Below are 25,902 nucleotides of genomic sequence, written 5' to 3' on the forward strand. Positions count from 1 at the left end.
GCGTCCACGCCGCGCGGCATGCACCCGGTGCCGTGCCGCCCTAGAGCAGCCGCGCCTGCACGGGTGCGGCGGGAAGCGGTGCGCCGGTCAACGGCCACGCGGCCAACGCCTCGTAGCGGCCGCCGGGATTGAACAGCAGCTCGAAGCGATCCACGCGCACCACGTCGTCGCCGCAGGCGATGTCTTCAAGCCAGGCCTGTGCGGGCAGGCCACGCTCCAGGTAAGCCAGGGTCACGTGTGGCTGCGTCGTCACCTGCAGCGGGCGAATGCCGCATTGCCGGATGGCGTCGCGGGTCGCGTCGCACAGCGCCTGCAGCGCGGGGTTGGCGTGCGGCAACGCGACGACCGCCCCCGATTGCGACCAGTACGCCACCCGTTCGATCTGGAACCCATGCGCCGGAATGCGCGCCGCAGTCACGGCGAAGGCGTCAAGCAGCGCGGGCGTCACCAGCTCCCTGGCGTCGTAACCGATGATGCAAAGGGTGGCGTGCCACTGGTCCGGACGGCGCGGCTGCAAGCGCCGCCCGTCAGCCGGCTGCCCGGCGTGGAGCCTGGTCGCAAGCGCAGCCAGGTGTTCGCGGCCTTCGGCATCCGGCCGCCAGCCGGGAAACAGCGCCTGGCTCACGCCGCGCGGCTGGCCCGCTTGCGGTCGGTTTCGCTGAGGTGCTTCTTGCGCAGGCGGATTTCCTTCGGCGTGACCTCGACCAGCTCGTCATCCTCGATGAAGTCCAGCGCCTGCTCGAGCGTGTACTTGATCGCCGGCGTCAGCTTGATCGCGTCGTCCTTGCCGGACGCGCGCATGTTGGTCAGCGGCTTGGTCTTGATGGCATTGACGGTGAGGTCGTTGTCCTTCGAGTGGATGCCGATCAGCTGGCCCTCGTAGACCTGGTCGCCCTCGGCCGCGAACAGCTTGCCGCGCTCTTCCAGCGGTCCCAGCGAGTAGGCCGGGGTGGCGCCCGCGGCATTGGCGATCATCACGCCGTTGGTGCGCTTGGCAATCGCACCCTGTTCCTTCGGGCCGTAATGGTCGAAGACATGGAACAGCAGGCCGGTGCCCTGGGTGAGCGTCTTGAACTCGTTCTGGAAGCCGATCAGGCCGCGCGCCGGGATCATGTAGTCCAGCCGCACGCGCCCCTTGCCGTCGGACTCCATGTTCTTCAGCTGGCCCTTGCGGATGCCGAGCTTCTCCATCACGCCGCCCTGGTGCACTTCCTCGATGTCGACCACCAGCTGCTCGACCGGCTCCATCTGCTGGCCGTCGATGGTCTTGATGATGACTTCCGGACGCGACACCGCGAGTTCGAAGCCCTCGCGGCGCATGGTCTCGATCAGCACCGACAGGTGCAGCTCGCCGCGGCCGGAGACCAGGAACTTGTCGGGGTCCGAGCCTTCCTCGATCTTGAGCGCGACGTTGTGCAGCGTCTCGCGCTCCAGGCGCTCGCGGATCTGGCGGCTGGTGATGAACTTGCCGCCGCTGCGGTCCTTGTTGCCGGCGAACGGCGAGTTGTTGACCTGGAAGGTCATGCTGATGGTCGGCTCGTCGACGGTCAGCGCGGGCAGCGCTTCGGGCGTATCGAGTGCGCAGACCGTATCGGAGATCGACAGGTCGGCGACGCCGCTGAGGGCGAGGATGTCGCCGGCCTTGCCTTCATCGACCTCGACGCGCTCCAGGCCCAGGAAGCCCAGCACCTGCAGTACCTTGGCCTGGCGCTTCTTGCCGTGGCGGTCGACCACGCTCACCGCCATGTTGGTCCGCACCACGCCGCGCTGGATGCGGCCGATACCGATCAGGCCGACGAAGTTGTTGTAGTCCAGCTGGCTGATGCGCATCTGGAACGGGCCGTCCGGGTCCACCGTCGGCGCAGGTACGTGCTTCATGATCGCTTCGTACAGCGGTGTCATGTCGCCGTCGCGGACGGTGTCTTCCATGCTGGCGTAGCCGTGCAGCGCCGAGGCGTAGACGATCGGGAAGTCGAGCTGCTCGTTGGTGGCGCCGAGCTTGTCGAACAGGTCGAAGACCTGGTCGATCACCCAGTCCGGGCGCGCGCCCGGGCGGTCGATCTTGTTGACCACCACGATCGGGTTGAAGCCCATCGCGAACGCCTTCTGGGTCACGAAGCGCGTCTGCGGCATCGGGCCGTCCATCGCGTCGACCAGGATCAGCACCGAGTCGACCATCGACAGCACGCGTTCGACCTCGCCGCCGAAGTCGGCGTGTCCGGGGGTGTCGACGATGTTGATGCGGTTGCCATTCCAGTTGATGGCGGTGTTCTTTGAAAGGATCGTGATGCCACGTTCCTTTTCCTGGTCGTTGCTGTCCATCATCCGCTCGGCGGTCACCGTGCGTTCGCTGAACGTGCCCGACTGCTTGAGCAGGCAATCGACGAGGGTGGTCTTGCCGTGGTCGACGTGGGCGACGATGGCGATATTGCGAAGGCGTTCGATGGACATCGGGGAAACCGCACCTCGTGCCTTCTTGGGGCAGGGCGCATTGGGCCTGTGGCGGGGAAGCCGGACATTATACTGTGCCGGGCGCCCCGCTACATAGTGTTGCAATGCGGCCGGGCGGCTCCACTTCAGATCCGTGGCCCGGCGCTGCCCGGGCCCAGCCCCTTCCAGACACCTCCCCAGGAATCCCCGACATGTCCCTGAACGCCGTTTTCGACACCGACCGTGGCCAGATCAAGGTCGAGCTCTACCCCGACCAGGCCCCCCTGACCGTGGCCAATTTCGTCAATCTCGCCAAGCGCGGCTTCTACGATGGGCTCGGCTTCCACCGGGTCATCCCGGACTTCATGGTCCAGGGCGGCTGCCCCAAGGGCACCGGCACCGGCGGCCCGGGCTACAAGTTCGAGGACGAGGCCAACAACGGCGTGAAGCACGACCGCGGCGTGCTGTCCATGGCCAACGCCGGCCCCAACACCAACGGCAGCCAGTTCTTCATCACCCACATCAAGACCGACTGGCTGGACGGCAAGCACACCGTCTTCGGCAAGGTCACCGAGGGCCTGGACGTGGTCGATGCCGTCAAGCAGGGCGACGCCATCAAGTCGGTGAAGATCGAAGGCGATGCCGACGCAGTGTTGGCCGCGAAGGCGGACCGCGTCGCCGAGTGGAACCGGATCCTGGCGGCCTGAGCCAGCGGTCCCCGGCAGGGCGCGATGCTAGAATAAGCGGCTGCAACCAGCGCTTTCCGGGCCTTCCCGGCGCGCCCCGCCACTCCACTTCCCGAGGTTTTCGCAATGCCCCAGCTTGCCCAGCGCATGGGTCGCGCCAAGCCCAGCGCGATCATGGTCGTGGCCGAGACGGCCCAGCGCCTGAAGGCCGAAGGCCGCGACATCATCAGCTTCTCGATCGGCGTCCCCAACTTTCTCCCCGGCGAGCATGTCTATGCCGCCGCCCGCAAGGCACTGGACGTCGATTCGGGCCAGTACGGCAGCAACCGCGGCGCCGCCGGCCTGCTTGACGCCTTCGTCGGCCACCTCGACGGCCTGGGCCTCACCGGCTACACCCGCGCCAACTGCGCGACGGGCGTCGGTGCGAAGCACATCCTCTACAACCTGGCGGAAGCGCTGTTGGACGAGGGCGACGGATTTGCCTTTGCCACGCCGTACTGGACCAGCTACATGGACATCGCCGAGATCGTCGGCGCCGACATCCAGCTGCTCCCGTGCCCGGCGGAACAGGATTACAAGCTCACGCCGGAACAGCTCGACGCCGCGCTTGCGAAGAAGCCGAAAGTGTTCCTGTTCAACAACCCGTCCAATCCTACGGGCATGGTGTACACGAGGGACGAGATCGCGGCCCTGGCCGACGTCGTCGCCCGCCACCCCGATACCTGGATCATCACCGACGACATCTACAACACGATGGTGTTCGACGGCGTCGGCTACCACAACTTCGTGCACGCCCGCCCCGAGCTGCGCGAGCGCGTGATCTTCGTCGACTCGCTGTCCAAGACCTATGGCATGCCCGGCTGGCGCGTCGGCCTGATGGCCGGCCCCGAGGTCGTGGCCCAGGCCGTGACCACGATGAACTCGAACCACATCACCAGCCTGCCGGAAGTCGTGGCCGCCGCCGCCGCCGCGGCGCTGTCGGGCCCGCAGGACGTGCCCGCCGCGCGTTGCGCCGAGTTCCAAGGCAAGCGCGACCAGGTCGTGGCCGCGCTCAATGCCATTCCCGGCGTGGTCTGCCCGGTGCCGCAGGGCGCGTTCTACGCCTTCCCGGACATCAGCTGCGCTTTCGGCAAGTCGCACTCGGGCAGGGTCATCAACAACGATGTCGAGTTCTGCGCCGCCCTGCTCGAGGCCAAGGGCGTTGCCTGCGTTCCCGGCTCGGCCTTCGGCGAGCCGCGCGGCCTGCGCATCAGCTACACCTGCCCGACGCCGCAGCTGGCGCCGGGCCTTGCGCGCATCCAGGAGTTTTTCGCCGAGCTCGCATGAGCCTGGCCCGTTCCGGGCCCCGATCCGCGGGGTTCGGTACGTCGGCGTTTCCTGCGCCGCACACGCGTTCCTCCAATCCCACGCACCATCGGAGCCACCCCATGAAAACCCCCGTCCGAGTTGCCGTCACCGGCGCCGCCGGCCAGATCGGTTACGCCCTGCTGTTCCGCATCGCCTCCGGCGAAATGCTCGGCCGCGACCAGCCCGTGATCCTGCAACTGCTCGAGCTGCCGATGGAGAAGGCCCAGGCCGCGCTCAAGGGCGTGATGATGGAGCTGGAAGACTGCGCGTTCCCGCTGCTGGCGGGCATGGTCGGCACCGATGATCCCGAAGTCGCGTTCAAGGACGCCGACATCGCCCTGCTGGTCGGCGCGCGCCCGCGCGGTCCGGGCATGGAGCGCAAGGACCTGCTACTGGAGAACGCGAAGATCTTCACCGCCCAGGGCGCGGCGCTGAACAAGGTCGCCAGCCGCGACGTCAAGGTGCTGGTGGTCGGCAACCCGGCCAATACCAATGCCTACATCGCCATGAAGTCGGCCCCGGACCTGAAGGCGAAGAACTTCACCGCGATGCTGCGCCTCGACCACAACCGTGCGCTGAGCCAGCTGGCCAACAAGGCCGGCGTGGCCGTGGGCGACATCGAGAAGCTGGTGGTCTGGGGCAACCACAGCCCGACCATGTATCCCGACTACCGCTTCGCGACCGTCAAGGGTGAATCGCTGAAGGACAAGATCAACGATGCGGACTGGAACGCCAATGCGTTCATCCCGCAGGTCGGCAAGCGCGGCGCGGCCATCATCGAGGCGCGCGGGCTGTCGTCGGCGGCATCGGCGGCGAATGCGGCCATCGACCACATCCGCGACTGGGTGCTGGGCTCGAATGGCAAGTGGGTGACGATGGGCGTGCCGTCCGACGGCAGCTATGGCATTCCCGAGGGTGTGATCTACGGCGTGGCGGTGACCACGGAGAACGGCGAGTACACGCGTGTGGAAGGCCTGGGGATCGACGACTTCAGCCGCGCCGCCATGGACAAGACCCTGGCCGAACTCGAGGAAGAGCGCGAGGGCGTGGCGCACCTGCTGGGCTGAGCCTGGCGTAGGGGTGTTCGAGGAAGCCGGGCCGATGCCCGGCTTCTTCGTTTCCAGGGCCCGGTTAGAATATCGGGCCCAGTACGAACCAGGATCACCATGTCCGAGCCGACCTCCGCAGGCGCGCGTTTCCGCGCCGCCGTTGCCGACGAATCCCCCCTGCAGGTGATGGGCGCCATCACCGCTTATGCCGGCCTGATGGCCAAGCGCACGGGCTACAAGGCGCTGTACCTCTCCGGTGGCGGCGTGGCCGCGAACTCGCTCGGGATGCCCGACCTCGGCATCAGCACCATGGAAGACGTGCTGATCGACGCCCGCCGCATCGTCGAGGCCACCGGCCTGCCGCTGCTCGTGGACATCGACACCGGCTGGGGCGGGGCATTCAACATCGCCCGCACCGTCCGCAGCTTCGAGCGCGCCGGCGTCGCCGCCGTGCACATGGAAGACCAGGTCGGCCAGAAGCGCTGCGGCCACCGCCCGAACAAGGAAGTGGTGCCGAAGCAGGAGATGGTCGACCGGGTGAAGGCCGCCGTCGACGGCCGCACCGATGCCGGTTTCGTGGTCATGGCGCGTACCGACGCCGCCGCGGTCGAGGGCATCGATTCGGCCATCGAGCGCGCGGTCGCCTACGTCGAGGCCGGTGCCGACATGATCTTCCCCGAGGCGATGAAGTCGCTCGAGGATTACCGCAAGTTCAAGAGCGCGGTGAAGGTGCCGATCCTCGCCAATCTCACGGAGTTCGGCTCGACCCCGTTCTTCACCACCGATGAGCTGGGCGACGCGGGCGTCGACATCGCCCTGTACTGCTGCGGCGCCTACCGCGCCATGAACAAGGCGGCGCTGAACTTCTACGAGACCGTGCGCCGCGAGGGCACGCAGAAGAACATCATCGACACCCTGCAGACGCGCGCCGAGCTGTACGACTTCCTGGGCTACCACGCCTACGAGGAAAAGCTCGACGCGCTGTTCTCGAAGGACTGAGCGCGCCCGCGCCGATCCCACTGCCTATACGGAGCAAGACCCTGATGAGCGAAACCCCGAGCAACCTGCCCAAGCCGAAGAAGTCGGTGGCCCTGTCGGGCACGGCCGCCGGCAACACCGCGCTTTGCAGCGTGGGGCGCAGCGGCAACGACCTGCATTACCGCGGCTACGACATCACGCAGTTCGCGACCGCCGCCGAGTTCGAGGAAGTGGCCTACCTGCTGGTGCACGGCAAGCTGCCGTCGAAGCCCGAGCTCGCCGGCTACAAGGCGAAGCTGAAGTCGCTGCGCGGCATCCCGGCAGCGGTGAAGGCCGCGCTCGAAGAGCTGCCACCGTCGGCGCACCCGATGGACGTGATGCGCACCGGCGTTTCGGTGCTCGGCTGCGTGGCGCCGGAGAAGGACGACCACAACCACCCCGGTGCGCGCGACATCGCCGACAAGCTGATGGCGTCGCTGGGTTCGATGCTGCTGTACTGGTACCACTACAGCCACAACGGCCGGGTCATCGACGTCGAGACCGATGACGACTCCATCGGCGGCCATTTCCTGCACCTGCTGCATGGCGAGCCGCCGCCGGAGAGCTGGGTGCGCGCGATGCACACCTCGCTGATCCTCTATGCCGAGCACGAGTTCAACGCATCGACGTTCGCGTCGCGCGTGATCGCGGGCACTGGCAGCGACATGCATTCGTGCATCACCGGTGCCATCGGTGCGCTGCGCGGGCCCAAGCATGGTGGCGCCAACGAGGTCGCGTTCGAGGTGCAGAAGCGCTACGACACCCCCGACGAAGCCGAGGCCGACATCCGCGAGCGCGTCGGCCGCAGGGAAGTCGTGATCGGCTTCGGCCATCCCGTGTACACCGTCGGCGATCCGCGCAACGGCATCATCAAGCAGGTCGCGAAGGATCTGTCGGAAGCGCAGGGCGACACCCGCATGTATGCCATCGCCGAGCGCCTGGAATCGGTGATGTGGGACATCAAGAAGATGTTTCCCAACCTCGACTGGTTCAGCGCGGTGAGCTACCACATGATGGGCGTGCCGACGGCCATGTTCACGCCACTGTTCGTGATCGCGCGGACCAGCGGCTGGAGCGCGCACGTGGTCGAGCAGCGCATCGACGGCAAGATCATCCGGCCGAGCGCGAACTACACCGGGCCGGAAAACCGCGACTGGGTGCCGATGGCCGAACGCGACTGATCGCCTCGGACCGGACCTGCAAAAACGGCGCCACGTGGGCGCCGTTTTTGTATCCCGTGGTTCGCCCCCGGCCTGTAGGAGCAGCTATGGCTGCGACCTTCCCGCAGGCCCGGATCGCAGCTGTAGCTGCTCCCACAAGAAGGTGCGGGGATCAGTCCAGGCCTTCGGCCTTCAGCGCGGCGTGCACGCCCGCGTCGGCCTCCATGCGTGCCTTGAACGCGGCGATGTGCTCGAGTCCGGACATGTCCACGCCGGTGCCCTGCGCCCAGCGCAGGGTCATGTAGAAGTACGGATCGGCGAAGCTGCGGAAGCCGGCCAGCCAGTCGTTGCCGGCCAGGCGCTTGTCGGCGGTTTCCATGAGTCCGCGGACCATCGTCCTCGCGGCCGTCTTGACGGCGTCGTGCTGGGACTCGTTGTCGATGTAGCGCACGGGCGAGAAGATCGGCTTGAACGCCGGATGCAGGTCGGAGTTGACGAACGACAGCCAGCGCGTGGCTTCGGCGCGCTGGCGCGGGGATCCATCACCGCCCAAAGCCGCCTGCGGATGCGTGTCGGCGATGTAGCCCATGATCGCGGCGTTCTGGGTGAGCACGAAGTCGCCGTCGATCAGCGCCGGCACCGCGCCCGCAGGGTTGATGGCGAGGAAGGCGGGCGCCTTCATTGCGGGACCATCGAGGATCTCGACCTCGAACGGACCACCGGCCCACTGAAGGACGATATGGACGGCCGTCGAGCAGGCGCCCGGCTTGGAATACAGCTTCATGTGCGGCTCCGCGTGTAGGAAGCCGCCATCATCGACCCTGCCCGCGACAGGCTCAAGGCATGCCCGGGCGCCGCAGCGTCGTCAGGACTTCGGCTTCAGGTTCTGCACCCGCAGGAACGTATGGTCGCCGATGGTCGCAACCTGATAGGCGTTGCGCCAGCTCGGGCTCGCGATCGCGTGGGCCAGGAAGTGACTGGCGCCGGGCACCACTTCCTTGCGCTCGTCGGCCGGCAGCGCCCAGTTGCGCTGCGACTCCAGCGCGATGGTCACGGACTGCGACCAGGCCTCGGTATTGGTCAGGCGCGTGCGCGGCGAGACGATGGTCGGCGCGAACTGCTTGCGCGCGGTCACCACGTCGCACACCGAGTCGCCCCACAGGCCGCTGTCGGCGCGTCGCAGGGCCACTTCGGCCACGGCGCGCTGGCCCAGGACGGACTGGTCGCGTGCTTCGAGGTACAGCGTTGTGCTGAGGCACAGTGAATCTGCGGCCGGTGGAGGCAGTACCGATGCCAGCCACAGGATCCAGGCGAGTTTCATGACGGCTCCTTGCTCCGTTGCGCCGAACGCGCAGCCATGGCCGGACCCGTTGAGGGCCCGGGCCACCGCAGTGCGGAACGGCCTGGCGTGTTGGGGAGGGCGGCGGCACTCTCTGGCGCTTTGCTGCCCGGGCGCGAAGCCCGCGGGACTGCGGGTCGAACCGGTTCCGCCGAAGACGCGGCGGAGAAAGTGGGCGCACCTTACTGCCGGTTTTCGCAATCCCGGCTGAACAGGGGTTGGCCGGGCATTTGCGCTTTCGTCCGGAAGCTGAATGGGATATTCAACCCGGGCTGCGGAAACTCGCTTCGGCTTCGGGCCCTAAAGCCTCGTCGCGAGCCGGCTTCCCTGGTCGATGGCGCGCTTGGCATCGAGCTCCGCGGCAACGTCGGCGCCTCCGATCACGTGCACCTCGGCCTGCACGCCCGTGAGTGCCGCGAGCAGTTCGCGGCGCGGTTCCTGCCCGGCGCAGACCACCACATGGTCGACTTCCAGCACCTGATCGACGCCGTCGATGGAGACGTGCAGGCCGGCGTCGTCCACGCGCCGGTACTCCACGCCGCCAAGCATGCGCACGCCCTTGGCCTTGAGGGTGGCCCGGTGGATCCAGCCCGTGGTCTTGCCCAGCCGCGCGCCCGGGCGCCCGGCGCTGCGCTGCAGCAGCCAGACATCGCGCGCAGGAGGTTCGGGTCGCGCGGGCTTCAGGCCGCCGGGCGTGCCTGAGGCAAGGTCGACGCCCCATTCCTCCATCCAGCGCGCCGTGTCGAGGCTGGGCGATGGACCTTCGTGGACCACGAACTCCGCGACGTCGAAGCCGATCCCGCCCGCCCCGATGATTGCCACCCGTTTGCCGGGAACGATCCGGCCAAGCAGCACGTCGACATAGCCGACCACCGTGGCATGGTCATGGCCCTCGAAATCAACCGCTCGCGGAACCACGCCCGTGGCCAGGACCACGTCGTCGAAGCCGGCCAGCAGCGCGGGCGTCGCCTGCGTGCCCAGGCGCAGCGTGACGCCGGTTGCCTCCACGCGGTGGCGGAAGTAGCGCAGCGTTTCATCGAACTCTTCCTTGCCGGGGATGCGCCGCGCGAGGTTGAACTGGCCGCCGATGGCGTCGCCGGCCTCGAACAGGGTCACCGCGTGGCCGCGCGCGGCCGCGACCGTGGCGCAGGCCAGCCCGGCGGGTCCGGCACCCACCACGGCGATCCGCCTCGGCGCAGTCGTGGGCAGGTAGCTCAGTTCGGTCTCGTGGCAGGCGCGCGGATTGACCAGGCAGCTCGCGCGCCGGTTCTGGAACACGTGGTCCAGGCAGGCCTGGTTGCAGGCGATGCACGTATTGATGCTGTCCGCGCGGCCGGCGGCGGCCTTGGCCACCCATTCCGGATCGGCCAGGAGGGGGCGCGCCATCGAGACCATGTCGGCCTGCCCGGCGGCGAGGATCGCTTCCGCGACGTCGGGCATGTTGATGCGGTTGGTCGCCACCAGGGGCACGGAAACCTCGGGGTGGAGGCGCGCGGTGACGCCGGCGAAGGCGGCGCGCGGCACGGATGTGGCGATCGTCGGCACGCGCGCCTCGTGCCAGCCGATACCGGTGTTGATGATCGTTGCGCCCGCGGCCTCGACGGCGCGCGCCTGGGCCACGATCGCCCGCCAGTCGTTGCCATCCTCGACCAGGTCGAGCATCGACAGCCTGTAGATGATGATGAAGTCCGGGCCGCAGGCCTCGCGCACACGGCGCACCGTCTCCACTGCGAAACGCATCCGGTTTTCGACGCTGCCGCCCCAGCGGTCGTCGCGGCGATTGGTGCGCGCGACCGTGAACTGGTTCAGGAGGTAGCCCTCCGAACCCATGACCTCGACGCCGTCGTACCCGGCATCGCGTGCCAGGCGCGCGGCATGGGCGAAGGCGTCGATCCGGCGCTCCACGCCACGCGCGGACAGGGCGCGCGGCCGGAATGGATTGATGGGCGCCTTCAGCGCGGACGCCGACACCGACAGCGGGTGGTAGGCGTAGCGTCCCGCGTGCAGCAGCTGCATGCAGATGCGGGTGTCGTGTTCGTGCACGGCCGCGGTGACCTGACGGTGGCGGGCCACCTCCCATCGGCGCGTGAGCTTCCCGGCGAAGGGTTTGAGCCAGCCGTCGAGGCTCGGAGCGAAGCCTCCGGTGACCATCAGCCCCACGCCGCCGGCGGCGCGTTCGGCGAAATAGGCCGCCAGCTTCGGGAAGTCGCCGCGCCGGTCCTCCAGGCCGGTGTGCATCGAACCCATCAGTACCCGGTTGCGCAAGACGGTGAAGCCGAGGTCCAGTGGAGCCAGAAGGTGGGGGTAGGGCGTGGCGTCGGCCATTTGCATTCGCGGGCGTATGGAATCCCCTACCATGCAGGGAGCGGTACCCGCCGGCAAGTGGTCCGGTCTCCGGGGGAAAAAGGATTTGTTAGACCAACGTTAACGCCGCCTTCACATCCCCGAACCTAACCTGCAGACCGATGGCGGCCCCGGTGGCGGCCGTCCCCCTCACAATCGTGATGCGGTTCGGCTGGTGCCGGTCCGGTCCATATTCGAAGGAGCGACAATCATGATGAACAAGAAGTTGCTGTGTGCGGCCCTGCTGGCCGGTTTCGGCGTCACCCATGCGGCCTCCGCCCAGGAGTTCGATGATCGCTGGTACCTGACCGGCGGCGTCGGCATGAACATCCAGGACAGCGACCGCGACACCCGCAATGCGCCGTTCGGAACGCTGGGCGTTGGCAAGTTCATCTCGCCGGCGTGGTCGCTCGATGCCGAGCTGNGGCACCGATGCGTACAACCAGGCCCTGTCGGAGCGCCGCGCGAAGGCGGTGTACGACTACCTGGCCTCGAACGGCATCGACAGCGCGCGCATGGTGGGTCCGACCGGTTACGGCGAGAGCCGCCCGATCGCGCCGAACACCAATGACGACGGTTCGGACAACCCGGAAGGCCGTGCGATCAACCGCCGCACGGAGCTGAACGTCCAGAACTGAGGGCGTCGGCACAGGTGACACCACGGAGCCCGGCCTTGTGCCGGGCTTCGTGTATCTGGCGGCTGCTACACTTCCGGCCGGATACCAGCAGTGGATACAGGTGATGAAGCGTCTGACGTGGCTTGTGGTGGCGACAGCGGGCCTGGCGGCCCCCGGCCTGGCAACGGCGGCGGTGGATTGCGCTGGCCTGCCCAACGCGGGCGCGAGCGTGCAGCGCGTGACCGTGCTCGCGCCGCTGGCGCTCGAGTTGACGGCGCCGTCGTACATGCTTGGCGCCAACAGCGGTGTGCTCGGGCACGCCTATGACGAATCGCAGACCGTCGATGAGGTGTTGCTGCGCCGGCGCATCGAGGGATGCCGCAACGTCGCCATCGCCACGCCTGCCAGCGTGGCCGATCCGAACGACCCGGCCGCGTACAAGCCCCGGACCGAATTCGACAACGGACCCTGGCGCTTCGACATGAACCAGAACGGCCGGCAGATGACCGCCGACGAATTCGATGCCTGGATGAAGTCCCGCGGTGTGCGCATTGCGCGAGGAGCCGCGCCGGCTGTCGCGCCCCCGGCCGACGCAGCGCCCGACGCGGCGGCCGACGGCCAGCCGGCCCCCACCACCACCGACGGCGAACCCCGCTGAGGTCGGGCGCGCGCCCGGGTGCCCGTCATGGGCTGGCGCGCGTGCTGTCCAAGCGCGGCATCTGTTCGCGCAGCGAGGCCGAGCGGAGGATCCGCGACGGAAGGGTCACGGTCGACGGGCGCCTGGTGCGCGATCCGGAGCATCCGGTTGCAGTCGGTTCCGCGCGCATACGCGTTGACGGCGTGGATGCGGAGGCGCTGTCGCCACGCTTCCTCGTGCTGAACAAGCCGCGTGGCCTGGTGACCACGACGAGCGACGAACGTGGCCGCGATACCGTCTACCGCTGCTTCGACGGTGCCGGCCTGGGCTGGATCGCGCCCGTGGGGCGCCTGGACCAGGCCAGCGAAGGCCTGCTCCTGTTCACCAACGATCCGGCATGGGCCGCGGCCATCACCGACCCCGCGTTCGGTCCCGACAAGACCTACCACGTGCAGGTCGACACCTGTCCCGGAACACCCCTGCTCGAGGCGATGGTGCGCGGCCTCCGCTGCGATGGTGAGCGCCTGTCGGTCGCGTCGGTGCGCGTGCTGCGCGAGGGCGGCCGCAACGCCTGGCTTGAAGTGGTGCTGCACGAGGGCCGCAACCGCCAGATCCGCCGCCTGCTGGCAGCCTGCGGGTTGGAGGTGCTCCGGCTGGTGCGGGTGGCGATCGGCCCCGTCGTGCTGGGCGATCTGGCCAAGGGCGCGTGGCGCGCCCTGGACGAGGCCGAGCTGGCGGGGCTGACGCCGCCAGCCACGCCTGCCGCGGCCTGAGGACTGGCCGGACCGTCTCAGGCCTTCAGCACCCCGAGCTCATGGCCGATGCGGGTGAACGCGTCGATGGCCCGGTCGAGGTGCTCGCGCGTGTGCGCGGCCGAGAGCTGGGTGCGGATGCGCGCCTGGCCCTTGGGCACGACCGGGAAGAAGAAGCCGATCGCGTAGATGCCCTCTTCGAGCAGGCGTTCCGCGAAACGCTGCGCCAGTGGTGCGTCGTAGAGCATTACGGGGCTGATCGGATGGGTGCCGGGTTTGATGTCGAAGCCTGCGGCGGTCATGCGCTCGCGGAAATACCTGGTGTTTTCGGCCAGCCGTTCGCGCAGGTCGCCGGCCGCATCCAGCATCTGGAACGCCTTCGTGCCCGCGGCCACGACGTGCGGCGGCAAGGAGTTCGAGAACAGGTAGGGGCGCGAGCGCTGCCGCAGCAGCTCGACGACCTCCGCCTTGCCGGTGGTGAAGCCGCCCAGCGCGCCGCCCATGGCCTTGCCCAGCGTGCCAGTGATGATGTCGATGCGGTCGAGCACGCCCTTCACCTCGGCCGAGCCGCGGCCGGTGGCGCCGAGGAAGCCGGTGGCATGGCACTCATCGATATGGACCAGGGCTTCGTACTTCGCTGCCAGCGCCGTAATTTCGTCCAGCGGGGCGATGAAGCCGTCCATCGAGAACACGCCGTCGGTGGTGATCATGATCGTGCGCGCGCCATCGGCGCGGGCCTGCTGCAGCTGCTTCTCGAGGTCCACCATGTCGCAGTTGGCGTAGCGGTAGCGCTTCGCCTTGCACAGGCGCACGCCGTCGATGATCGAGGCGTGGTTGAGCGAATCGCTGATGATCGCGTCCTCTTCGCCCAGCAGTGGCTCGAACAGGCCGCCGTTGGCGTCGAAGCAGGCGGCGTAGAGGATGGTGTCCTCCTTGCCGAAGAACTCCGCGATCGTCTTCTCCAACTCCTTGTGCAGGTCCTGGGTGCCGCAGATGAAGCGTACCGAGGCCATGCCGAAGCCGTGCGTATCAAGGGCGTCGCGCGCGGCGGCGATGACGTCCGGATGATCGGCCAGGCCGAGATAGTTGTTGGCGCAGAAGTTCAGCACGCTGCGCCCGTCCTCCAGCGTGATCTCGGCGGACTGCGGACTGGTGATGATGCGCTCGGCCTTGAACAGGCCGGCCTCGCGGATCTCGTCGAGGGTGTCGGCGTAGCGCTGGGTGATGGACATGGTCGGGACGCCTTCGCGAAAACGGATCCCGGATTCTACGTGTCGCCTTCAGCCTTTGCCGCCGCGACCCCGCTGCAACACCTGGCTTTGCAGCCAGCCATCCCACAGGGCCTGCAATGCGGGCAGGTCGTTCGGCAGCCCGTGCGCCTCACCGTCCGAAGCCAGCCACTGGTCGAACGTGGCGCCGCTGGCGATTGCAGCGCTGATCGGGACGAGGATGCGCGGGTCGCCACTGGTCTCGGCCAGGAACAGGGCCAGCAGCAGCGATTGTCCGTAAAAGCTGTCGAGGCCGGGGAATCCGCCACCGCTCGCGACCGTCATCTGCACGCCCGATCCGGACCGCGGTCCGCGGGACAGCGCGCGACCGAGCGCGGCCGATCGGACCGGATGTTCGGCCTGGAGGAAATCGCCCAGATCGGGGATGGTCCGCGGTCGGCGCTTCGCCGCGTCGATGAACGATCCCACGTGGCGCGCCTGGGTTTCGGGCGGCTCCATGAGGATGGCAGCCGCTTCGTCCAGCCAGTCCGGGGCTGGCGTGCCGTAACGCTCCTGCAGCGACTGCACGGCGTCCGGCCAGTACATGGCGGCATACATCGCATGGCCGACCTCATGACGCAGCGTGGTCGCCTCCTGTTCCGCAGCGCCAGCCAGGGCCCGGATGATCCGTTCGCGATTGAGCCCTGCCTGGCGCATGGCGCGCTCGGTCATGGTCCGCTTCGCACTGGCGGGCAGCCAGACCTGGGCGTAGTCGAGCCCGTGGGCCCGGGCGTAGTTCCGGGCGACGAGCGGGTCCAGGTGCGTGCTCAGGATCAATGCGCCCGCCGGTGCGCGGCCGAAGTGGATCGCGTATTGCTGCGCCGCGTCGCCGAGCGCACCCGCCGCCCGCTTGGCCTCTTCTTCGGTGTCGGCATACGCTGGCCCGTAGGGGGTCGACACGCACACCGGTGCAGGCGGTGCTTCGACCTCCGGGCATCGCAGGTCGCCCGCCGTCGCGACGCCCGGAGTGGCCAGCAGTGCCACCAGTGAGAACAGCTTGAACACGTGCACCACCTTCCCTGGTTGGAGTCTCGACCGCGGCGATCAGCTGTCCGCGGCGTGAAACGGACGGCTCAACGCCAGTCGAGCACCACCTTGCCCGACTTGCCCGACTCCATCAGGTCGAAGCCTTTCTGGAATTCGTCGGCCGGCAGCTGGTGGCTGAGCACCTTGTGCAGCGGGAAGCCCGACAGCACCAGCTGGGTCATCTTGTACCAGGTCTCGTACATGCGGCGGCCGTAGATGCCCTGCACGGTGAGCCCCTTGAAGATGATCCGGTCCCAGTCGATGCCGGCGCCGCGCGGCAGGATGCCCAGCAGGGCGACCTTGCCGCCGTGGTACATGCAGTCGAGCATGTCGTTGAAGGCCGCCGGGTTGCCGCTCATCTCCAGGCCGACGTCGAAGCCGTCCATGTGGAGCTCCGCCATCACGTCCTTGACCGAGGTCTTGCTGACGTTGACCACGCGGGTGGCGCCCATGTCGGCGGCCAGCTTCAGGCGGAAGTCGTTGACGTCGGTGACCACCACGTTGCGCGCGCCGATGTGCTTGCAGATGCCCGCGGCCATGACGCCGATCGGGCCGGCGCCGGTGATCAGCACGTCCTCGCCGACCACGTCGAACTCCAGCGCGCAGTGCGCGGCGTTGCCGTAGGGGTCGAAGAACGCGGCCAGCTCGCTCGGGATCTGGTCTGGAATCGGCCACAGGTTGGAGGCGGGCATCGCGATGTATTCGGCGAAGGCGCCGTTGCGGTTGACGCCGATGCCGACCGTGTTCGGACACAGGTGCTGGCGCCCGGCGCGGCAGTTTCGGCAGTGGCCGCAGACGATGTGGCCTTCGGCCGAGACCCGCTGGCCGATGGCATAGCCGGTCACGCCGGGACCCATCGCGACCACGCGGCCGACGAACTCGTGCCCGATCACCAGGCCCTGCGGGATGGTGCGCTGCGCCCACTCGTCCCAGAGGTAGATGTGCAGGTCGGTGCCGCAGATCGCGGTCTTCTCGAGGCGGATCAGGACCTCGTTGGGGCCCGGCTCGGGCACCGGGACTTCCTCCATCCAGATGCCCTTGGCGAGCTCGCGCTTGACCAGCGCCTTCATGGTGGTGGGGATGGCGGCGTGTTGCGGCTGCGACATGGTAGGGCCGATCGATGGGCTGGGATGCGCATTGTACCGCTGCCCCCGGCGGTGACCGTCGGCATTTGCCTGCGGCGGCCGGGACGGCCTAAGGTCGCGGGCTGTCCAGACCACCGGGGATCCCATGCGCCTGCGCTTCACCACTGCGGCCATTGCCGCACTCCTGCTTCCCGCCGCCGCCGCCCACGCCGACGAGGGCATGTGGCTGCCGTCCCAGCTGCCGGAGATCGAGGCCGCCATGCGCGGGGCGGGGTTCCAGGGCGATCCGGCGAACCTGTCCGATCTCTCGCGGCCGCCGATGAGTGCGGTGGTGTCGCTGGGTGGCTGCACCGCGAGCTTCGTGTCGCCGCAGGGCCTGGTCGTCACCAACCACCACTGCGCGCACGGCGCGATCCAGCTGAATTCGACGCCGGAAAACAACCTGATCGTGAACGGCTTCAACGCCGCTACGCCCGCCGAGGAGCTCTCCGCCGGCCCGGGTGCGCGGGTGCTGGTGACCGACCGCTTCGAGCGCATCACCGACCGCATCCTCGCCGACGCCCGCGGCAAGACCGGACGCGCCTACCACGACGCCGTCGAAGCCGCGTCCAAGGCCGCCGTGGCCGAGTGCGAGGCCGAGCCCGGCTACCGCTGCAGCGTCGCCGACATGTATTACGGCACCGACTTCCACCTCGTGCGCCAGCTCGAGATCCGCGATGTCCGCCTGGCCTACGCGCCGCCGGATGCGATCGGCAGCTACGGCGACGAGATCGACAACTTCATGTGGCCGCGCCACAGCGGCGACTTCACCTTCTACCGCGCCTACGTCGGGCCGGACGGCAAGCCGGCGGCGTATTCGCCGGACAACGTGCCATACGAGCCTTCGGCGTGGCTCACCGTGTCGACGGAGCCGCTGGCCGAAGGCGACTTCGCCATGCTGGCCGGCTATCCCGGCCGCACCTTCCGCCACCGCACCGCCGCCGAGTTCGCGGACCAGGTGGAGTGGCAGCTGCCGTCGCGTGTGGAGCTGATGACCGCGCTGCTGGCGGCGGTCGACGCTGGCACCGCCGGTGATGCCGACGCGGAGGTGCGCTATGCCGCGCAGGTGGCGGGCCTGAAGAACACCCTCAAGCGCGCCCAGGGCGAGCTCGACGGCCTGCGCCGCAGCGACGCCGTGGCCGAACGCCGCCGGCAGGAGTCGGCGATGTCCACGTGGCTCGCAGGCCAGCCCGATGCCGCCGCCGTGCGCGCCGACATCGACGCCGCCGCGACGGTGATCGCGTCCGCGCGCGCGACCCGCGAGCGTGACCAGCTGTTCGGCCTGATGCAGGCCCAGACCCAGCTGCTGCGCGGCGCCATGCAGCTGCAGCGCCTGGCGCTGGAGCGCGGCAAGCCCGACGCCGAGCGCGAGAGTGGCTACCAGCTGCGCGACGAGGCCCGGATCGAGGCCGCCCTGCGCCAGGCACAGCGTCGCTACGCGCCCGCGGTGGAGCGCGCGATCCTGTCCGAGCTGCTGGTCCGCCACCGCGCGCTGCCCGCGGACCAGCGCGTGCCGGAGATCGAGGCCGTGTTCGGCGCCGATGCCTCGGCCACCGCAGCCGCGCTGGAGTCGCTGTACGCAGGCACCGCGCTGGCGGCCGAGGACGAGCGGCTGCGCTTGATGGCCGCCGATCCCGCGGAGGTGCAAGGCTCCGATGATCCGCTGATGCGCGCCGCCGCCACCCTGCAGCGCGCGGTGCTGCGCTTCGAAGGCGAGGACAAGGCGCGCGCCGGCGAACTCCTGCGCCTGCGCCCGGCCTATATGCGCGGCATGATCGGCCACGCGCGCAGCGAGGGCAGGGCGGTCTACCCCGACGCCAATTCCACCTTGCGCGTGAGCTACGGCCGCATCGAAAGCCTGCAGCCGCGCGATGCGGTCCGCTGGTCGCCGCTGACGACCGTCGAGGGCATCGTCGAGAAGCACACCGGCGTGGCCCCGTTCGATGCCCCCGACCCGCTGCTGGACGCCATTGCACGCCGCGACTTCGGCGCCACCATGGATCCAGGCCTGGGCACCCAGACGGTCAACTTCCTCACCAACCTCGACACCACCGGCGGCAACTCGGGTTCGCCGGTGATGGACGCCCGCGGGCGCCTGGTCGGCCTGAACTTCGACAGCAACTGGGAGGCGGTCAGCGCCAGCTGGAAATTCGACCCGCGCTACAAGCGCGCGATCCACGTCGACGCCCGCTACATGCGCTGGATCATGGCCCGCGTCTATCCCGCTCCGCAGCTGCTGCGCGAGATGGGCCTGCCGCTCGACCAGGCCGACCGCGCACTCCCGGCCGCCGCCGCCGGCCGCTAGACTCCGACCCATCCATCAGAATCCAGGATACGCACGCATGCGCAAGACCCTCATCGCCGCCGCCGCCGCGGCCGTCACGGCCGCAGCCGCCAGTCCCGCTTACGCAGGCGAAGGCATGTGGGTGCCGCAGCAGCTCCCCGAGATCGCGCAGCCGCTGAAGAAGGCCGGGCTCAAGCTCAAGCCCGAGCAGCTGGCCGACCTCACCGGGGATCCCCTGGGCGCCGTGGTCTCGCTGGGCGGCTGCACCGCGAGCTTCGTCTCGCCGCAGGGCCTGGTCGCGACCAACCACCACTGTGCCTACGGCGCCATCCAGCTCAACTCCACGCCCGAGAAGAACCTGATGCGCGACGGTTTCTACGCCGCCGCCGCGGCCGACGAGATCAGCGCCGGGCCGAACTCGCGCATCTTCGCGCTGGAGTCGATCGAGGACGTCACCACGCAGGTGCAGGCCGCCGTCGATGGCGCCGCCGACGCCATCGGCCGCACCAATGCGCTCGACGCGATCGAGAAGTCGCTGGTGGCTTCCTGCGAAGCGGATGAAGGCTACCGCTGCCGCCTGTACAGCTTCGCCGGCGGCAATACCTACCGTTTGTTCAAGAACCTCGAGATCCGCGACGTGCGCCTGGTGTACGCGCCGCAGGGCAGCGTCGGCGCCTACGGCGGCGAAGTCGACAACTGGATGTGGCCGCGCCACACCGGCGACTTCGCCTTCTACCGCGCCTACGTCGGCAAGGACGGCAAGCCGGCCGCGTTCGCCGAAGACAACGTTCCCTACGCGCCCAAGCGCTGGCTCGAGTTCGCGGACAAGCCGCTGGGCGCGGGCGACTTCGTGATGGTGGCCGGCTACCCGGGCCGCACCGCGCGCTACGCGCTGGCCAGCGAGTTCCAGGACACGCAGGACTGGCAGTACCCGACCATCGTCCGCCACTACAAGGCGCTGCAGAAGATGGTCGCCGACGCCGGCAAGGACAATGCCGACATCGAGGTCAAGTACGCCAGCACCATGCGCGGCTGGGAGAACGTCTACAAGAACTACGACAGCCAGCTCGCCGGCTTCGAGCGCACCGGCGCGATGGCCGCCAAGGAACGGCAGGAAGCGGAAGTGCTTGCCTGGGCAAAGGAGCAGGGCGAGGACGGCCAGGCCGTGCTCGATGCCTACGCGCAGCTGCTGGAACTCAACGCCGCCGGTCGCGCCACGCGCGAACGTGACCTGGTGTTCGGCCAGTTCAACGGCACCGGCGTGCTGTCGACCGCGATCCGCGCCTACCGCCTGGCGATCGAGCGCGAGAAGCCCGACGCCGAGCGCGAACAGGGCTACCAGGAGCGCGACCTGCCGACGCTGGAAGGCGCCGTGCGCCAGATGGAGCGCCGCTACGTGGCCGGGATGGACCGCGGCCTGCAGCGCTACTGGCTGGACGAATACGTGAAGCTGCCCGAAGGCCAGCGCGTCGAAGCCGTGGATACCTGGCTGGGTGGCGGCGACGACAAGGCCATCGACCGCGCGCTCGACCGCCTGGCGCGCAGCGAGCTGGCCGACGGCACCGACATGCGCCTGAAGTGGCTGCAGGCCGACCGCGAGGCCTTCGAGTCCAGCAAGGATCCGGCGATCAGCTACGCGGTGGCGGTGATGCCGACCCTGCTGGCGCTCGAGGAAGAGCGCAAGGCCCGCGCCGGCGACGCCCTGCGGGCGCGCCCGGTGTACCTGCAGGCGGTCGCCGACTACAAGGCCAGCAAGGGCGAGTTCGTCTATCCCGACGCCAACTCCTCGCTGCGCATCACCTTCGGCAACGTCAAGCCGTACACCAAGCTCGACGGCACGCCGCAGCAGCCGTTCACCGTGCTCGAGGAGATCCCCGCCAAGGACACCGGCGAGGAGCCCTTCGATGCGCCAAAGGAGCTGCTGGAGGCCATCGCGGACAAGCGTTACGGCGGCCTGCAGGACCGTCGCCTGAAGTCGGTGCCGGTGAACTTCCTCGCCGACCTCGACATCACTGGTGGCAACTCCGGCTCGCCGGTGCTCGACGCGCACGGCAAGCTGGTTGGCCTGGCCTTCGACGGCAACTGGGAGTCGGTGGCCTCGAACTGGGTGTTCGACCCGGTGATGACGCGGATGATCTCGGTCGACCAGCGCTACATGCGCTGGATCATGCAGGAGGTCTTCCCGGCGCCGCGCGTGCTGGCCGAACTCGGGCTGGAGCCCAGGAAGTGAGGATCCTCCTGGCCCGGCACGGCGAGACGGACTGGAACCGCGAGGGCCGCTACCAGGGACAGGAGGACATCCCGCTGTCGGAGACGGGCGTCAAGCAGGCGCTGCGACTCGCCGAGCGCCTGCACGACGTGCGCATCGACCGCGCCGTGGCCTCGCCGCTGGGGCGCGCCTACGACACCGCGCGGCTGGCGCTGGGCGACGCGCGTGCAGACATGCTCGAGGTCGACCAGGGCCTGATGGAGATCGCCCACGGCGCCTGGGAAGGCAAGCTCGCCAGCGAGATCCGCGAGTCCGATCCCGAGCGCCTGGCGGCCTGGCGCGACACGCCCGACAAGGTCCACATGCCCGGCGGCGAATCGCTGAAGAAAGTGCTTGAACGGGCCTGGCCGGCGTTCGCGAACGCCTGCGAAGGGCTCGGCCCGGAAGACACGCTGCTGGTGGTGTCGCATGACGCCGTCAACCGCGTCCTGCTGTGCCGGGTGCTGGGCCTTCCGCTGTTCCGGCTGTGGACCTTCCGCCAGGCGCCGGCCACGCTGAACCTGCTCGAGGGGCCGGATCCCGGCCATCTCGAGGTGGTGCGCCTGAACGATTGTGCCCACCACACGCTTCTGTTCGGGGAAGCGGTGCACCGGGCGCTCTGAGGCCATGGCCACATTGCACAGCCTTGCGGACTGGCTCCGCGAGATCGAGGGGCGGCACCCGCGCGAGGTCGATCTCGGCCTCGAGCGCGTGCGCGAGGTCGCCGAGCGCATGGGCCTGGAACGTCCGGCACGGCGCGTGGTGACCGTCGCCGGCAGCAACGGCAAGGGGTCGACGGTGGCCTTCATCGAGGCCATCGCCGCCGCCTCGGGCCAGCGCGTGGGCGCGTACTCGTCGCCGCACCTGCTGACCTACAACGAGCGCGTGCGCATCGACGGCGCCGACGCCTCCGACGCTGACCTGATGCAGGCCTTCAGGGCGGTCGAGGCGGCGCGCGAAGCGACCACGCTGACCTACTTCGAATACGGCACGCTCGCCGCGCTGTGGCTGTTCGAACGCGCGGACCTCGATCTCGTGGTGCTCGAAGTCGGGCTGGGCGGGCGCCTGGACGCGGTCAACCTGGTGGATCCGGACGTGGCGGTGATCACCACGGTCGACCTCGACCACCAGGACTGGCTCGGTCCCGATCGCGAGTCCATCGGCACCGAGAAGGCCGGCATCGCGCGGCCGTGGAAGCCGCTGGTACTGGGCGAGGACGATCCGCCCTCGAGCGTCCTGGGCCACGCCTACGCCATCGGCGCGTCCGCGATCCGTGCCGGCAGCGACTACCGCTTCGGCCGTAACGACGCCGGTCCAAAGGCCGTTGCCACCTGGTGGTGGTCCGAGCCGGGCTTCGAGCTGACCCTGCCGCTGCCGCGCATGGCCGCACCGGCGCAGCTGCGCAATGCCGCGGCCGCGGTCGCCGCGCTGCGCGCGCTGGACCTCGACATCGATGACGGCGCCTGGGCGCTCGGCATCGCCGCGGCGCAGGTGCCCGGTCGCCTGCAGCGCTTCGAGCGCGAGGGCGTGGAGGTGCTGGTCGATGTCGGCCACAACCCGCAGGCAGCGCGCGCCCTGGCGGAATGGCTGCGCGCAGCCCCCGTGGCGCGCACGATCGCGGTGTACGGCGCGCTGGCCGACAAGGACGCCGCCGGCGTGGTCGACGCCATCGCCCCCTGCGTGGATTCCTGGCACCTGGCGGGCATTGCCGGTGCCGGCGGCCGGGGTCGCGACGCCCGCGCCCTCGCTGCGGCGCTTGCAAACACCCCGGCGACCGATGGTTCCCGCCATGCCGACGTGACCGGCGCGCTGGAGGCGGCCCTGGCGCAGGCCCGCAAGGGCGATCGCGTGCTCGCGTTCGGCTCGTTCCACGTCGCGGGCGCGGCGCTGGCGTGGCTCGCTGCCGGTGGTTCAGAAGCTGGAGCGGGCGGGGCCGTATAATTCCGCAGCCCCCTGCTGCGCGAGCGCCCATGGACTCCGGACTGAAACAGCGCCTTGTCGGCGCCGCGGTACTGATTGCGCTGGCCGTGATCTTCCTGCCGATGCTGGTGCAGGGTCCCGCCCCCGACAGCGGCGTGTCCGACCTGTCGCTGCAGGTCCCTGCCACCCCGTCGGGCGACTACGTCACCCGCGACCTGCCGCTGGTGGTGCCCAATGCCACGACCAGCGCCGGCCTGCTGGCCGACGACGGCAGCCTGGCGATCGTCGACACCGCCACCGCGCGCCCCGAAGGCGATGCCCGCCACGAGGATGCCGCCGACCTGGCCTCCGACGTGCAGGCCCTGCCGGTCACCGGCAGCGACGTGGCCGCCGAACCGCTGGCTCCCGAACCCCTGGCGGAGTCGCCGCGCGAAGTCGCGCCCGCGCCGACGCAGCCGGTCGCCGCTGCACAGGCTGAACCTCCTGCGCCGAAGCCCGCGCAGCCCGAGCCGCCCAAGCCTGCCCCTGCGACGCCTGCCCCGACGCCGCCTGCCCCGCGGCTTCCCGCCGCCACGGCCGGAGGCGACTACGCGGTGAACTTCGGTGCCTACGCCACGCGCGCCGACGCCGGGACCGTGGTCGAGCGCCTGCGCCGCGAGAACCTGCCTGCCTACGTGGAGGAGACGCGCGTCAACGGCCGCGATGCATGGCGCGTGCGCATCGGTCCCTACGCAGGACGTGCCGACGCCGAGTCCGCGCGCGTCCGCGCCACCGGCATCGGCTCGCGCGCCTCGGCGACGGTGGTCGCGCTGGACGCGCCCACGCCGGCGTCTTCCGGCAACGCCGCAGCCCCGCGGGCAACGACGGCGAGCCCCGCAGCTCCGGCGGCTTCGGCGCCTGCCGCCGCGAGTGGTACCGGGTTCGCGGTGCAGCTCGGCGCCTTCGGCAACGTCGCCGATGCCAACGCGCTGCGCGACAAGCTGCGCGCTGCCGGCATCGGTGCGTTCACCGACACCGTGCAGACCGACCAAGGCACCCTGACCCGCGTCAAGGCCGGCCCGGTCGCCACGCGTGGCGAGGCCGACCAGCTCAAGGCGCGCGTGAAGTCGGGCTTCGGCATCGACGGCCTCGTGCGTTCGCATCCCTGATCACCGCTCCAACCAAGACCTGGCAGGACCTCCATGTGCGGCATCGTCGGCATCGTCGGAACCACTGAAGTCGCGGCCGCGCTGTACGACGGCCTCACGGTGCTGCAGCACCGCGGGCAGGATGCCGCGGGCATCGCCACCGGCCACGGCACCCGCCTGCGCGTGCACAAGGGCAACGGCCTGGTGCGCGACGTGTTCGACGACGCGGCGATGGCGCTGCTGGAGGGGCGCGTGGGCATCGGCCACTGCCGCTACCCGACCGCCGGCAGCGAAGGCCACGACGAGGCGCAGCCGTTCTACGTCAACTCGCCCTACGGCATCGCGCTCGCGCACAACGGCAACCTGATCAACACCGACGCCCTGCGCCGCGAGGTCTTCGAGACCGATCGCCGCAACGTCAACACCGAGTCGGACTCGGAAGTGCTGCTCAACGTCTTCGCGCATGAGCTCGACCGCCAGCGCGCGCTGACCCCCGAGGCGGCGCTGAACGCGGTCGAGGGCCTGCACCGGCGCGCGCGCGGCGGCTATGCGGCGGTGGCGCTGGTGCTGGGCCTGGGCCTGGTGGCGTTCCGCGACCGCAATGGCATCCGCCCGCTGGTGCTCGGCAAGCGCGAGACCGACGGTGGCACCGAGTACGCGGTGGCATCGGAGTCGGTGGCGCTGGACATCCTCGGCTTCGAGCGCGTGCGCGACGTCGAGCCCGGCGAGGGCGTCGTCATCACCGCGCGCGGCGAGCTGTACCAGCGCCAGTGCGTCGAGGCCGGCGAACATGCGCCGTGCATCTTCGAATACGTGTATTTCGCGCGCCCGGACTCGATGATCGAGAACATCTCGGTGCACAAGGCGCGCATGCGCATGGGCGTGACGCTGGGCGAGAAGATCCTGCGCGAGCGCCCGGACCACGACATCGACGTGGTGATCCCGATCCCGGACACCTCGCGCGACTCGGCGATGGAGCTCGCCCACGTGCTCGGGGTGAAGTACCGCGAGGGCTTCGTCAAGAACCGCTACGTCGGCCGCACCTTCATCATGCCGGGGCAGGGCGAACGGGCGAAGTCGGTGAGGCGCAAGCTCAATGCGATCCCGCTGGAATTCCGCAACCGGGTGGTGCTGCTGGTGGACGATTCGATCGTCCGCGGCACGACCTCGAAGCAGATCGTGCAGATGGCGCGTGACGCCGGTGCGCGCAAGGTGTACCTGGCTTCGGCCGCGCCCCCGGTGCGCCATCCCAACGTCTACGGCATCGACATGCCCTCGGTCGAGGAACTGATCGCGAACGGTCGCAGCGAGAAGGAGATCGAGACGCTGCTGGGCTGCGACTGGCTGGTCTACCAGGACCTGACCGACCTCGAGGCGGCGGTGGCGGGGCACAAGTTCCCGGGCAAGAAGTTCGACAGCTCGTGCTTCAGCGGCGAGTACGTCACCGGCATCGAGCCGGGCTATTTCGAGCGACTGCGACAGCTGCGCTCCGACGAGGCGAAGAAGAAGCGCCGCGTGGGCGCGTAAG

Annotated in this window: 21 protein-coding genes and 1 pseudogene; 14 read left to right on the forward strand and 8 right to left on the reverse strand. The window is 69.2% G+C overall.

What is annotated here, in order from left to right; genetic code table 11:
* Positions 1 to 40: 40 nt before the first annotated feature.
* Positions 41 to 625 carry a 2'-5' RNA ligase family protein gene (locus ACW5E8_RS12005; RefSeq protein WP_456965769.1) on the reverse strand — a complete coding sequence of 195 codons (585 nt, stop codon included), beginning with the start codon at positions 623 to 625 and terminating at the stop codon, positions 41 to 43.
* On the reverse strand, positions 622 to 2,451 hold the full coding sequence (gene typA / locus ACW5E8_RS12010; RefSeq protein ID WP_456965770.1) for a translational GTPase TypA: 1,830 nt from the start codon (positions 2,449 to 2,451) through the stop codon (positions 622 to 624). The genes ACW5E8_RS12005 and typA overlap by 4 nt, the downstream gene beginning before the upstream one ends.
* A 191-nt stretch (positions 2,452 to 2,642) precedes the next feature.
* Between typA and ACW5E8_RS12015 the strand changes: the two genes are divergently transcribed.
* From ACW5E8_RS12015 to prpC, 5 genes are all read left to right on the forward strand, one after another.
* Complete coding sequence (locus ACW5E8_RS12015; protein WP_456965771.1) at positions 2,643 to 3,137, forward strand: peptidylprolyl isomerase; 495 nt, start codon at positions 2,643 to 2,645, stop codon at positions 3,135 to 3,137.
* Positions 3,138 to 3,242: 105 nt separating this feature from the next.
* Positions 3,243 to 4,442, forward strand: a complete 1,200-nt coding sequence (locus ACW5E8_RS12020) for an aminotransferase class I/II-fold pyridoxal phosphate-dependent enzyme (RefSeq protein ID WP_456965772.1) — start codon at positions 3,243 to 3,245, stop codon at positions 4,440 to 4,442.
* Positions 4,443 to 4,543: 101 nt separating this feature from the next.
* Positions 4,544 to 5,530, forward strand: a complete 987-nt coding sequence (locus ACW5E8_RS12025) for a malate dehydrogenase (protein ID WP_456965773.1) — start codon at positions 4,544 to 4,546, stop codon at positions 5,528 to 5,530.
* A gap of 99 nt (positions 5,531 to 5,629) precedes the next feature.
* The gene (gene prpB / locus ACW5E8_RS12030; RefSeq protein ID WP_456965774.1) at positions 5,630 to 6,511 is read left to right on the forward strand and encodes a methylisocitrate lyase; all 882 of its coding nucleotides are present in this window, start codon (positions 5,630 to 5,632) and stop codon (positions 6,509 to 6,511) included.
* A 44-nt stretch (positions 6,512 to 6,555) separates the two neighbouring features.
* Positions 6,556 to 7,710: a bifunctional 2-methylcitrate synthase/citrate synthase gene (gene prpC, locus ACW5E8_RS12035; protein WP_456965775.1), complete on the forward strand. Its 1,155-nt coding sequence runs from the start codon at positions 6,556 to 6,558 to the stop codon at positions 7,708 to 7,710.
* 151 nt (positions 7,711 to 7,861) lie between these two features.
* Here the strand turns inward: prpC and ACW5E8_RS12040 are convergent, their stop codons facing one another.
* The 3 genes from ACW5E8_RS12040 to ACW5E8_RS12050 form a co-directional block, all read right to left on the reverse strand.
* Positions 7,862 to 8,473, reverse strand: a complete 612-nt coding sequence (locus tag ACW5E8_RS12040; protein WP_456965776.1) for a glutathione S-transferase family protein — start codon at positions 8,471 to 8,473, stop codon at positions 7,862 to 7,864.
* A gap of 81 nt (positions 8,474 to 8,554) precedes the next feature.
* Positions 8,555 to 9,010 carry a cell wall hydrolase gene (locus ACW5E8_RS12045; RefSeq protein WP_456965777.1) on the reverse strand — a complete coding sequence of 152 codons (456 nt, stop codon included), beginning with the start codon at positions 9,008 to 9,010 and terminating at the stop codon, positions 8,555 to 8,557.
* Positions 9,011 to 9,328: 318 nt separating this feature from the next.
* On the reverse strand, positions 9,329 to 11,359 hold the full coding sequence (locus tag ACW5E8_RS12050; RefSeq protein WP_456965778.1) for an oxidoreductase: 2,031 nt from the start codon (positions 11,357 to 11,359) through the stop codon (positions 9,329 to 9,331).
* Positions 11,360 to 11,790: 431 nt separating this feature from the next.
* Between ACW5E8_RS12050 and ACW5E8_RS12055 the strand changes: the two are divergent.
* The 3 genes and pseudogenes from ACW5E8_RS12055 to ACW5E8_RS12065 form a co-directional block, all read left to right on the forward strand.
* Positions 11,791 to 12,009, forward strand: a pseudogene (locus tag ACW5E8_RS12055) (OmpA family protein); the annotation flags it as partial.
* A 103-nt stretch (positions 12,010 to 12,112) separates the two neighbouring features.
* Positions 12,113 to 12,646, forward strand: coding sequence for a hypothetical protein (locus ACW5E8_RS12060; protein ID WP_456966010.1), 534 nt, complete (start codon positions 12,113 to 12,115; stop codon positions 12,644 to 12,646).
* On the forward strand, positions 12,643 to 13,398 hold the full coding sequence (locus ACW5E8_RS12065; protein ID WP_456966011.1) for a pseudouridine synthase: 756 nt from the start codon (positions 12,643 to 12,645) through the stop codon (positions 13,396 to 13,398). Before ACW5E8_RS12060 ends, ACW5E8_RS12065 begins: the two co-directional genes overlap by 4 nt.
* Positions 13,399 to 13,415: 17 nt before the next feature.
* On the opposite strand, the gene kbl is transcribed toward ACW5E8_RS12065, so the two are convergent.
* From kbl to tdh, 3 genes are all read right to left on the reverse strand, one after another.
* Positions 13,416 to 14,609: a glycine C-acetyltransferase gene (kbl, locus tag ACW5E8_RS12070; RefSeq protein ID WP_456965779.1), complete on the reverse strand. Its 1,194-nt coding sequence runs from the start codon at positions 14,607 to 14,609 to the stop codon at positions 13,416 to 13,418.
* Between the two features lie 48 nt (positions 14,610 to 14,657).
* Positions 14,658 to 15,650: a hypothetical protein gene (locus tag ACW5E8_RS12075; RefSeq protein ID WP_456965780.1), complete on the reverse strand. Its 993-nt coding sequence runs from the start codon at positions 15,648 to 15,650 to the stop codon at positions 14,658 to 14,660.
* Between the two features lie 68 nt (positions 15,651 to 15,718).
* The gene (gene tdh / locus ACW5E8_RS12080; RefSeq protein WP_456966012.1) at positions 15,719 to 16,753 is read right to left on the reverse strand and encodes an L-threonine 3-dehydrogenase; all 1,035 of its coding nucleotides are present in this window, start codon (positions 16,751 to 16,753) and stop codon (positions 15,719 to 15,721) included.
* 148 nt (positions 16,754 to 16,901) lie between these two features.
* Here tdh and ACW5E8_RS12085 point away from each other — a divergent pair, with 148 nt between their 5' ends.
* Genes ACW5E8_RS12085 through purF form a run of 6 tightly spaced genes read left to right on the forward strand, consistent with a single transcriptional unit; the run spans position 16,902 to position 25,901 of the window.
* A complete protein-coding gene (locus tag ACW5E8_RS12085) occupies positions 16,902 to 19,100 on the forward strand; it encodes a S46 family peptidase (RefSeq protein WP_456965781.1) in 2,199 nt (732 codons plus the stop codon).
* A gap of 37 nt (positions 19,101 to 19,137) precedes the next feature.
* The gene (locus ACW5E8_RS12090) at positions 19,138 to 21,309 is read left to right on the forward strand and encodes a S46 family peptidase (RefSeq protein WP_456965782.1); all 2,172 of its coding nucleotides are present in this window, start codon (positions 19,138 to 19,140) and stop codon (positions 21,307 to 21,309) included.
* Positions 21,306 to 21,950 (forward strand): histidine phosphatase family protein, encoded by a 645-nt coding sequence (locus tag ACW5E8_RS12095; RefSeq protein WP_456965783.1) that lies wholly within the window; start codon positions 21,306 to 21,308, stop codon positions 21,948 to 21,950. Before ACW5E8_RS12090 ends, ACW5E8_RS12095 begins: the two co-directional genes overlap by 4 nt.
* A 4-nt stretch (positions 21,951 to 21,954) precedes the next feature.
* A complete protein-coding gene (folC, locus tag ACW5E8_RS12100) occupies positions 21,955 to 23,268 on the forward strand; it encodes a bifunctional tetrahydrofolate synthase/dihydrofolate synthase (protein WP_456965784.1) in 1,314 nt (437 codons plus the stop codon).
* Positions 23,269 to 23,297: 29 nt separating this feature from the next.
* Positions 23,298 to 24,395 (forward strand): SPOR domain-containing protein, encoded by a 1,098-nt coding sequence (locus tag ACW5E8_RS12105; RefSeq protein ID WP_456965785.1) that lies wholly within the window; start codon positions 23,298 to 23,300, stop codon positions 24,393 to 24,395.
* 33 nt (positions 24,396 to 24,428) lie between these two features.
* Positions 24,429 to 25,901, forward strand: coding sequence for an amidophosphoribosyltransferase (gene purF, locus ACW5E8_RS12110; protein WP_456965786.1), 1,473 nt, complete (start codon positions 24,429 to 24,431; stop codon positions 25,899 to 25,901).
* Position 25,902 lies beyond the last annotated feature (1 nt).

The sequence above is a fragment of the Luteimonas sp. A649 genome, assembly GCF_054072735.1.

Bases quoted from the DNA above. Each gene is read 5' to 3' on its own strand.
- purF (WP_456965786.1), top strand. From the start codon at position 24,429: ATGTGCGGCATCGTCGGCATCGTCGGAACCACTGAAGTCGCGGCCGCG.
- ACW5E8_RS12085 (WP_456965781.1), top strand. From the start codon at position 16,902: ATGCGCCTGCGCTTCACCACTGCGGCCATTGCCGCACTCCTGCTTCCC.
- ACW5E8_RS12015 (WP_456965771.1), top strand. From the start codon at position 2,643: ATGTCCCTGAACGCCGTTTTCGACACCGACCGTGGCCAGATCAAGGTC.
- kbl (WP_456965779.1), bottom strand. From the start codon at position 14,609: ATGTCCATCACCCAGCGCTACGCCGACACCCTCGACGAGATCCGCGAG.
- typA (WP_456965770.1), bottom strand. From the start codon at position 2,451: ATGTCCATCGAACGCCTTCGCAATATCGCCATCGTCGCCCACGTCGAC.
- ACW5E8_RS12105 (WP_456965785.1), top strand. From the start codon at position 23,298: ATGGACTCCGGACTGAAACAGCGCCTTGTCGGCGCCGCGGTACTGATT.
- folC (WP_456965784.1), top strand. From the start codon at position 21,955: ATGGCCACATTGCACAGCCTTGCGGACTGGCTCCGCGAGATCGAGGGG.
- ACW5E8_RS12050 (WP_456965778.1), bottom strand. From the start codon at position 11,359: ATGCAAATGGCCGACGCCACGCCCTACCCCCACCTTCTGGCTCCACTG.
- ACW5E8_RS12025 (WP_456965773.1), top strand. From the start codon at position 4,544: ATGAAAACCCCCGTCCGAGTTGCCGTCACCGGCGCCGCCGGCCAGATC.
- ACW5E8_RS12060 (WP_456966010.1), top strand. From the start codon at position 12,113: ATGAAGCGTCTGACGTGGCTTGTGGTGGCGACAGCGGGCCTGGCGGCC.
- prpB (WP_456965774.1), top strand. From the start codon at position 5,630: ATGTCCGAGCCGACCTCCGCAGGCGCGCGTTTCCGCGCCGCCGTTGCC.
- ACW5E8_RS12020 (WP_456965772.1), top strand. From the start codon at position 3,243: ATGCCCCAGCTTGCCCAGCGCATGGGTCGCGCCAAGCCCAGCGCGATC.
- ACW5E8_RS12040 (WP_456965776.1), bottom strand. From the start codon at position 8,473: ATGAAGCTGTATTCCAAGCCGGGCGCCTGCTCGACGGCCGTCCATATC.
- prpC (WP_456965775.1), top strand. From the start codon at position 6,556: ATGAGCGAAACCCCGAGCAACCTGCCCAAGCCGAAGAAGTCGGTGGCC.
- ACW5E8_RS12045 (WP_456965777.1), bottom strand. From the start codon at position 9,010: ATGAAACTCGCCTGGATCCTGTGGCTGGCATCGGTACTGCCTCCACCG.
- ACW5E8_RS12090 (WP_456965782.1), top strand. From the start codon at position 19,138: ATGCGCAAGACCCTCATCGCCGCCGCCGCCGCGGCCGTCACGGCCGCA.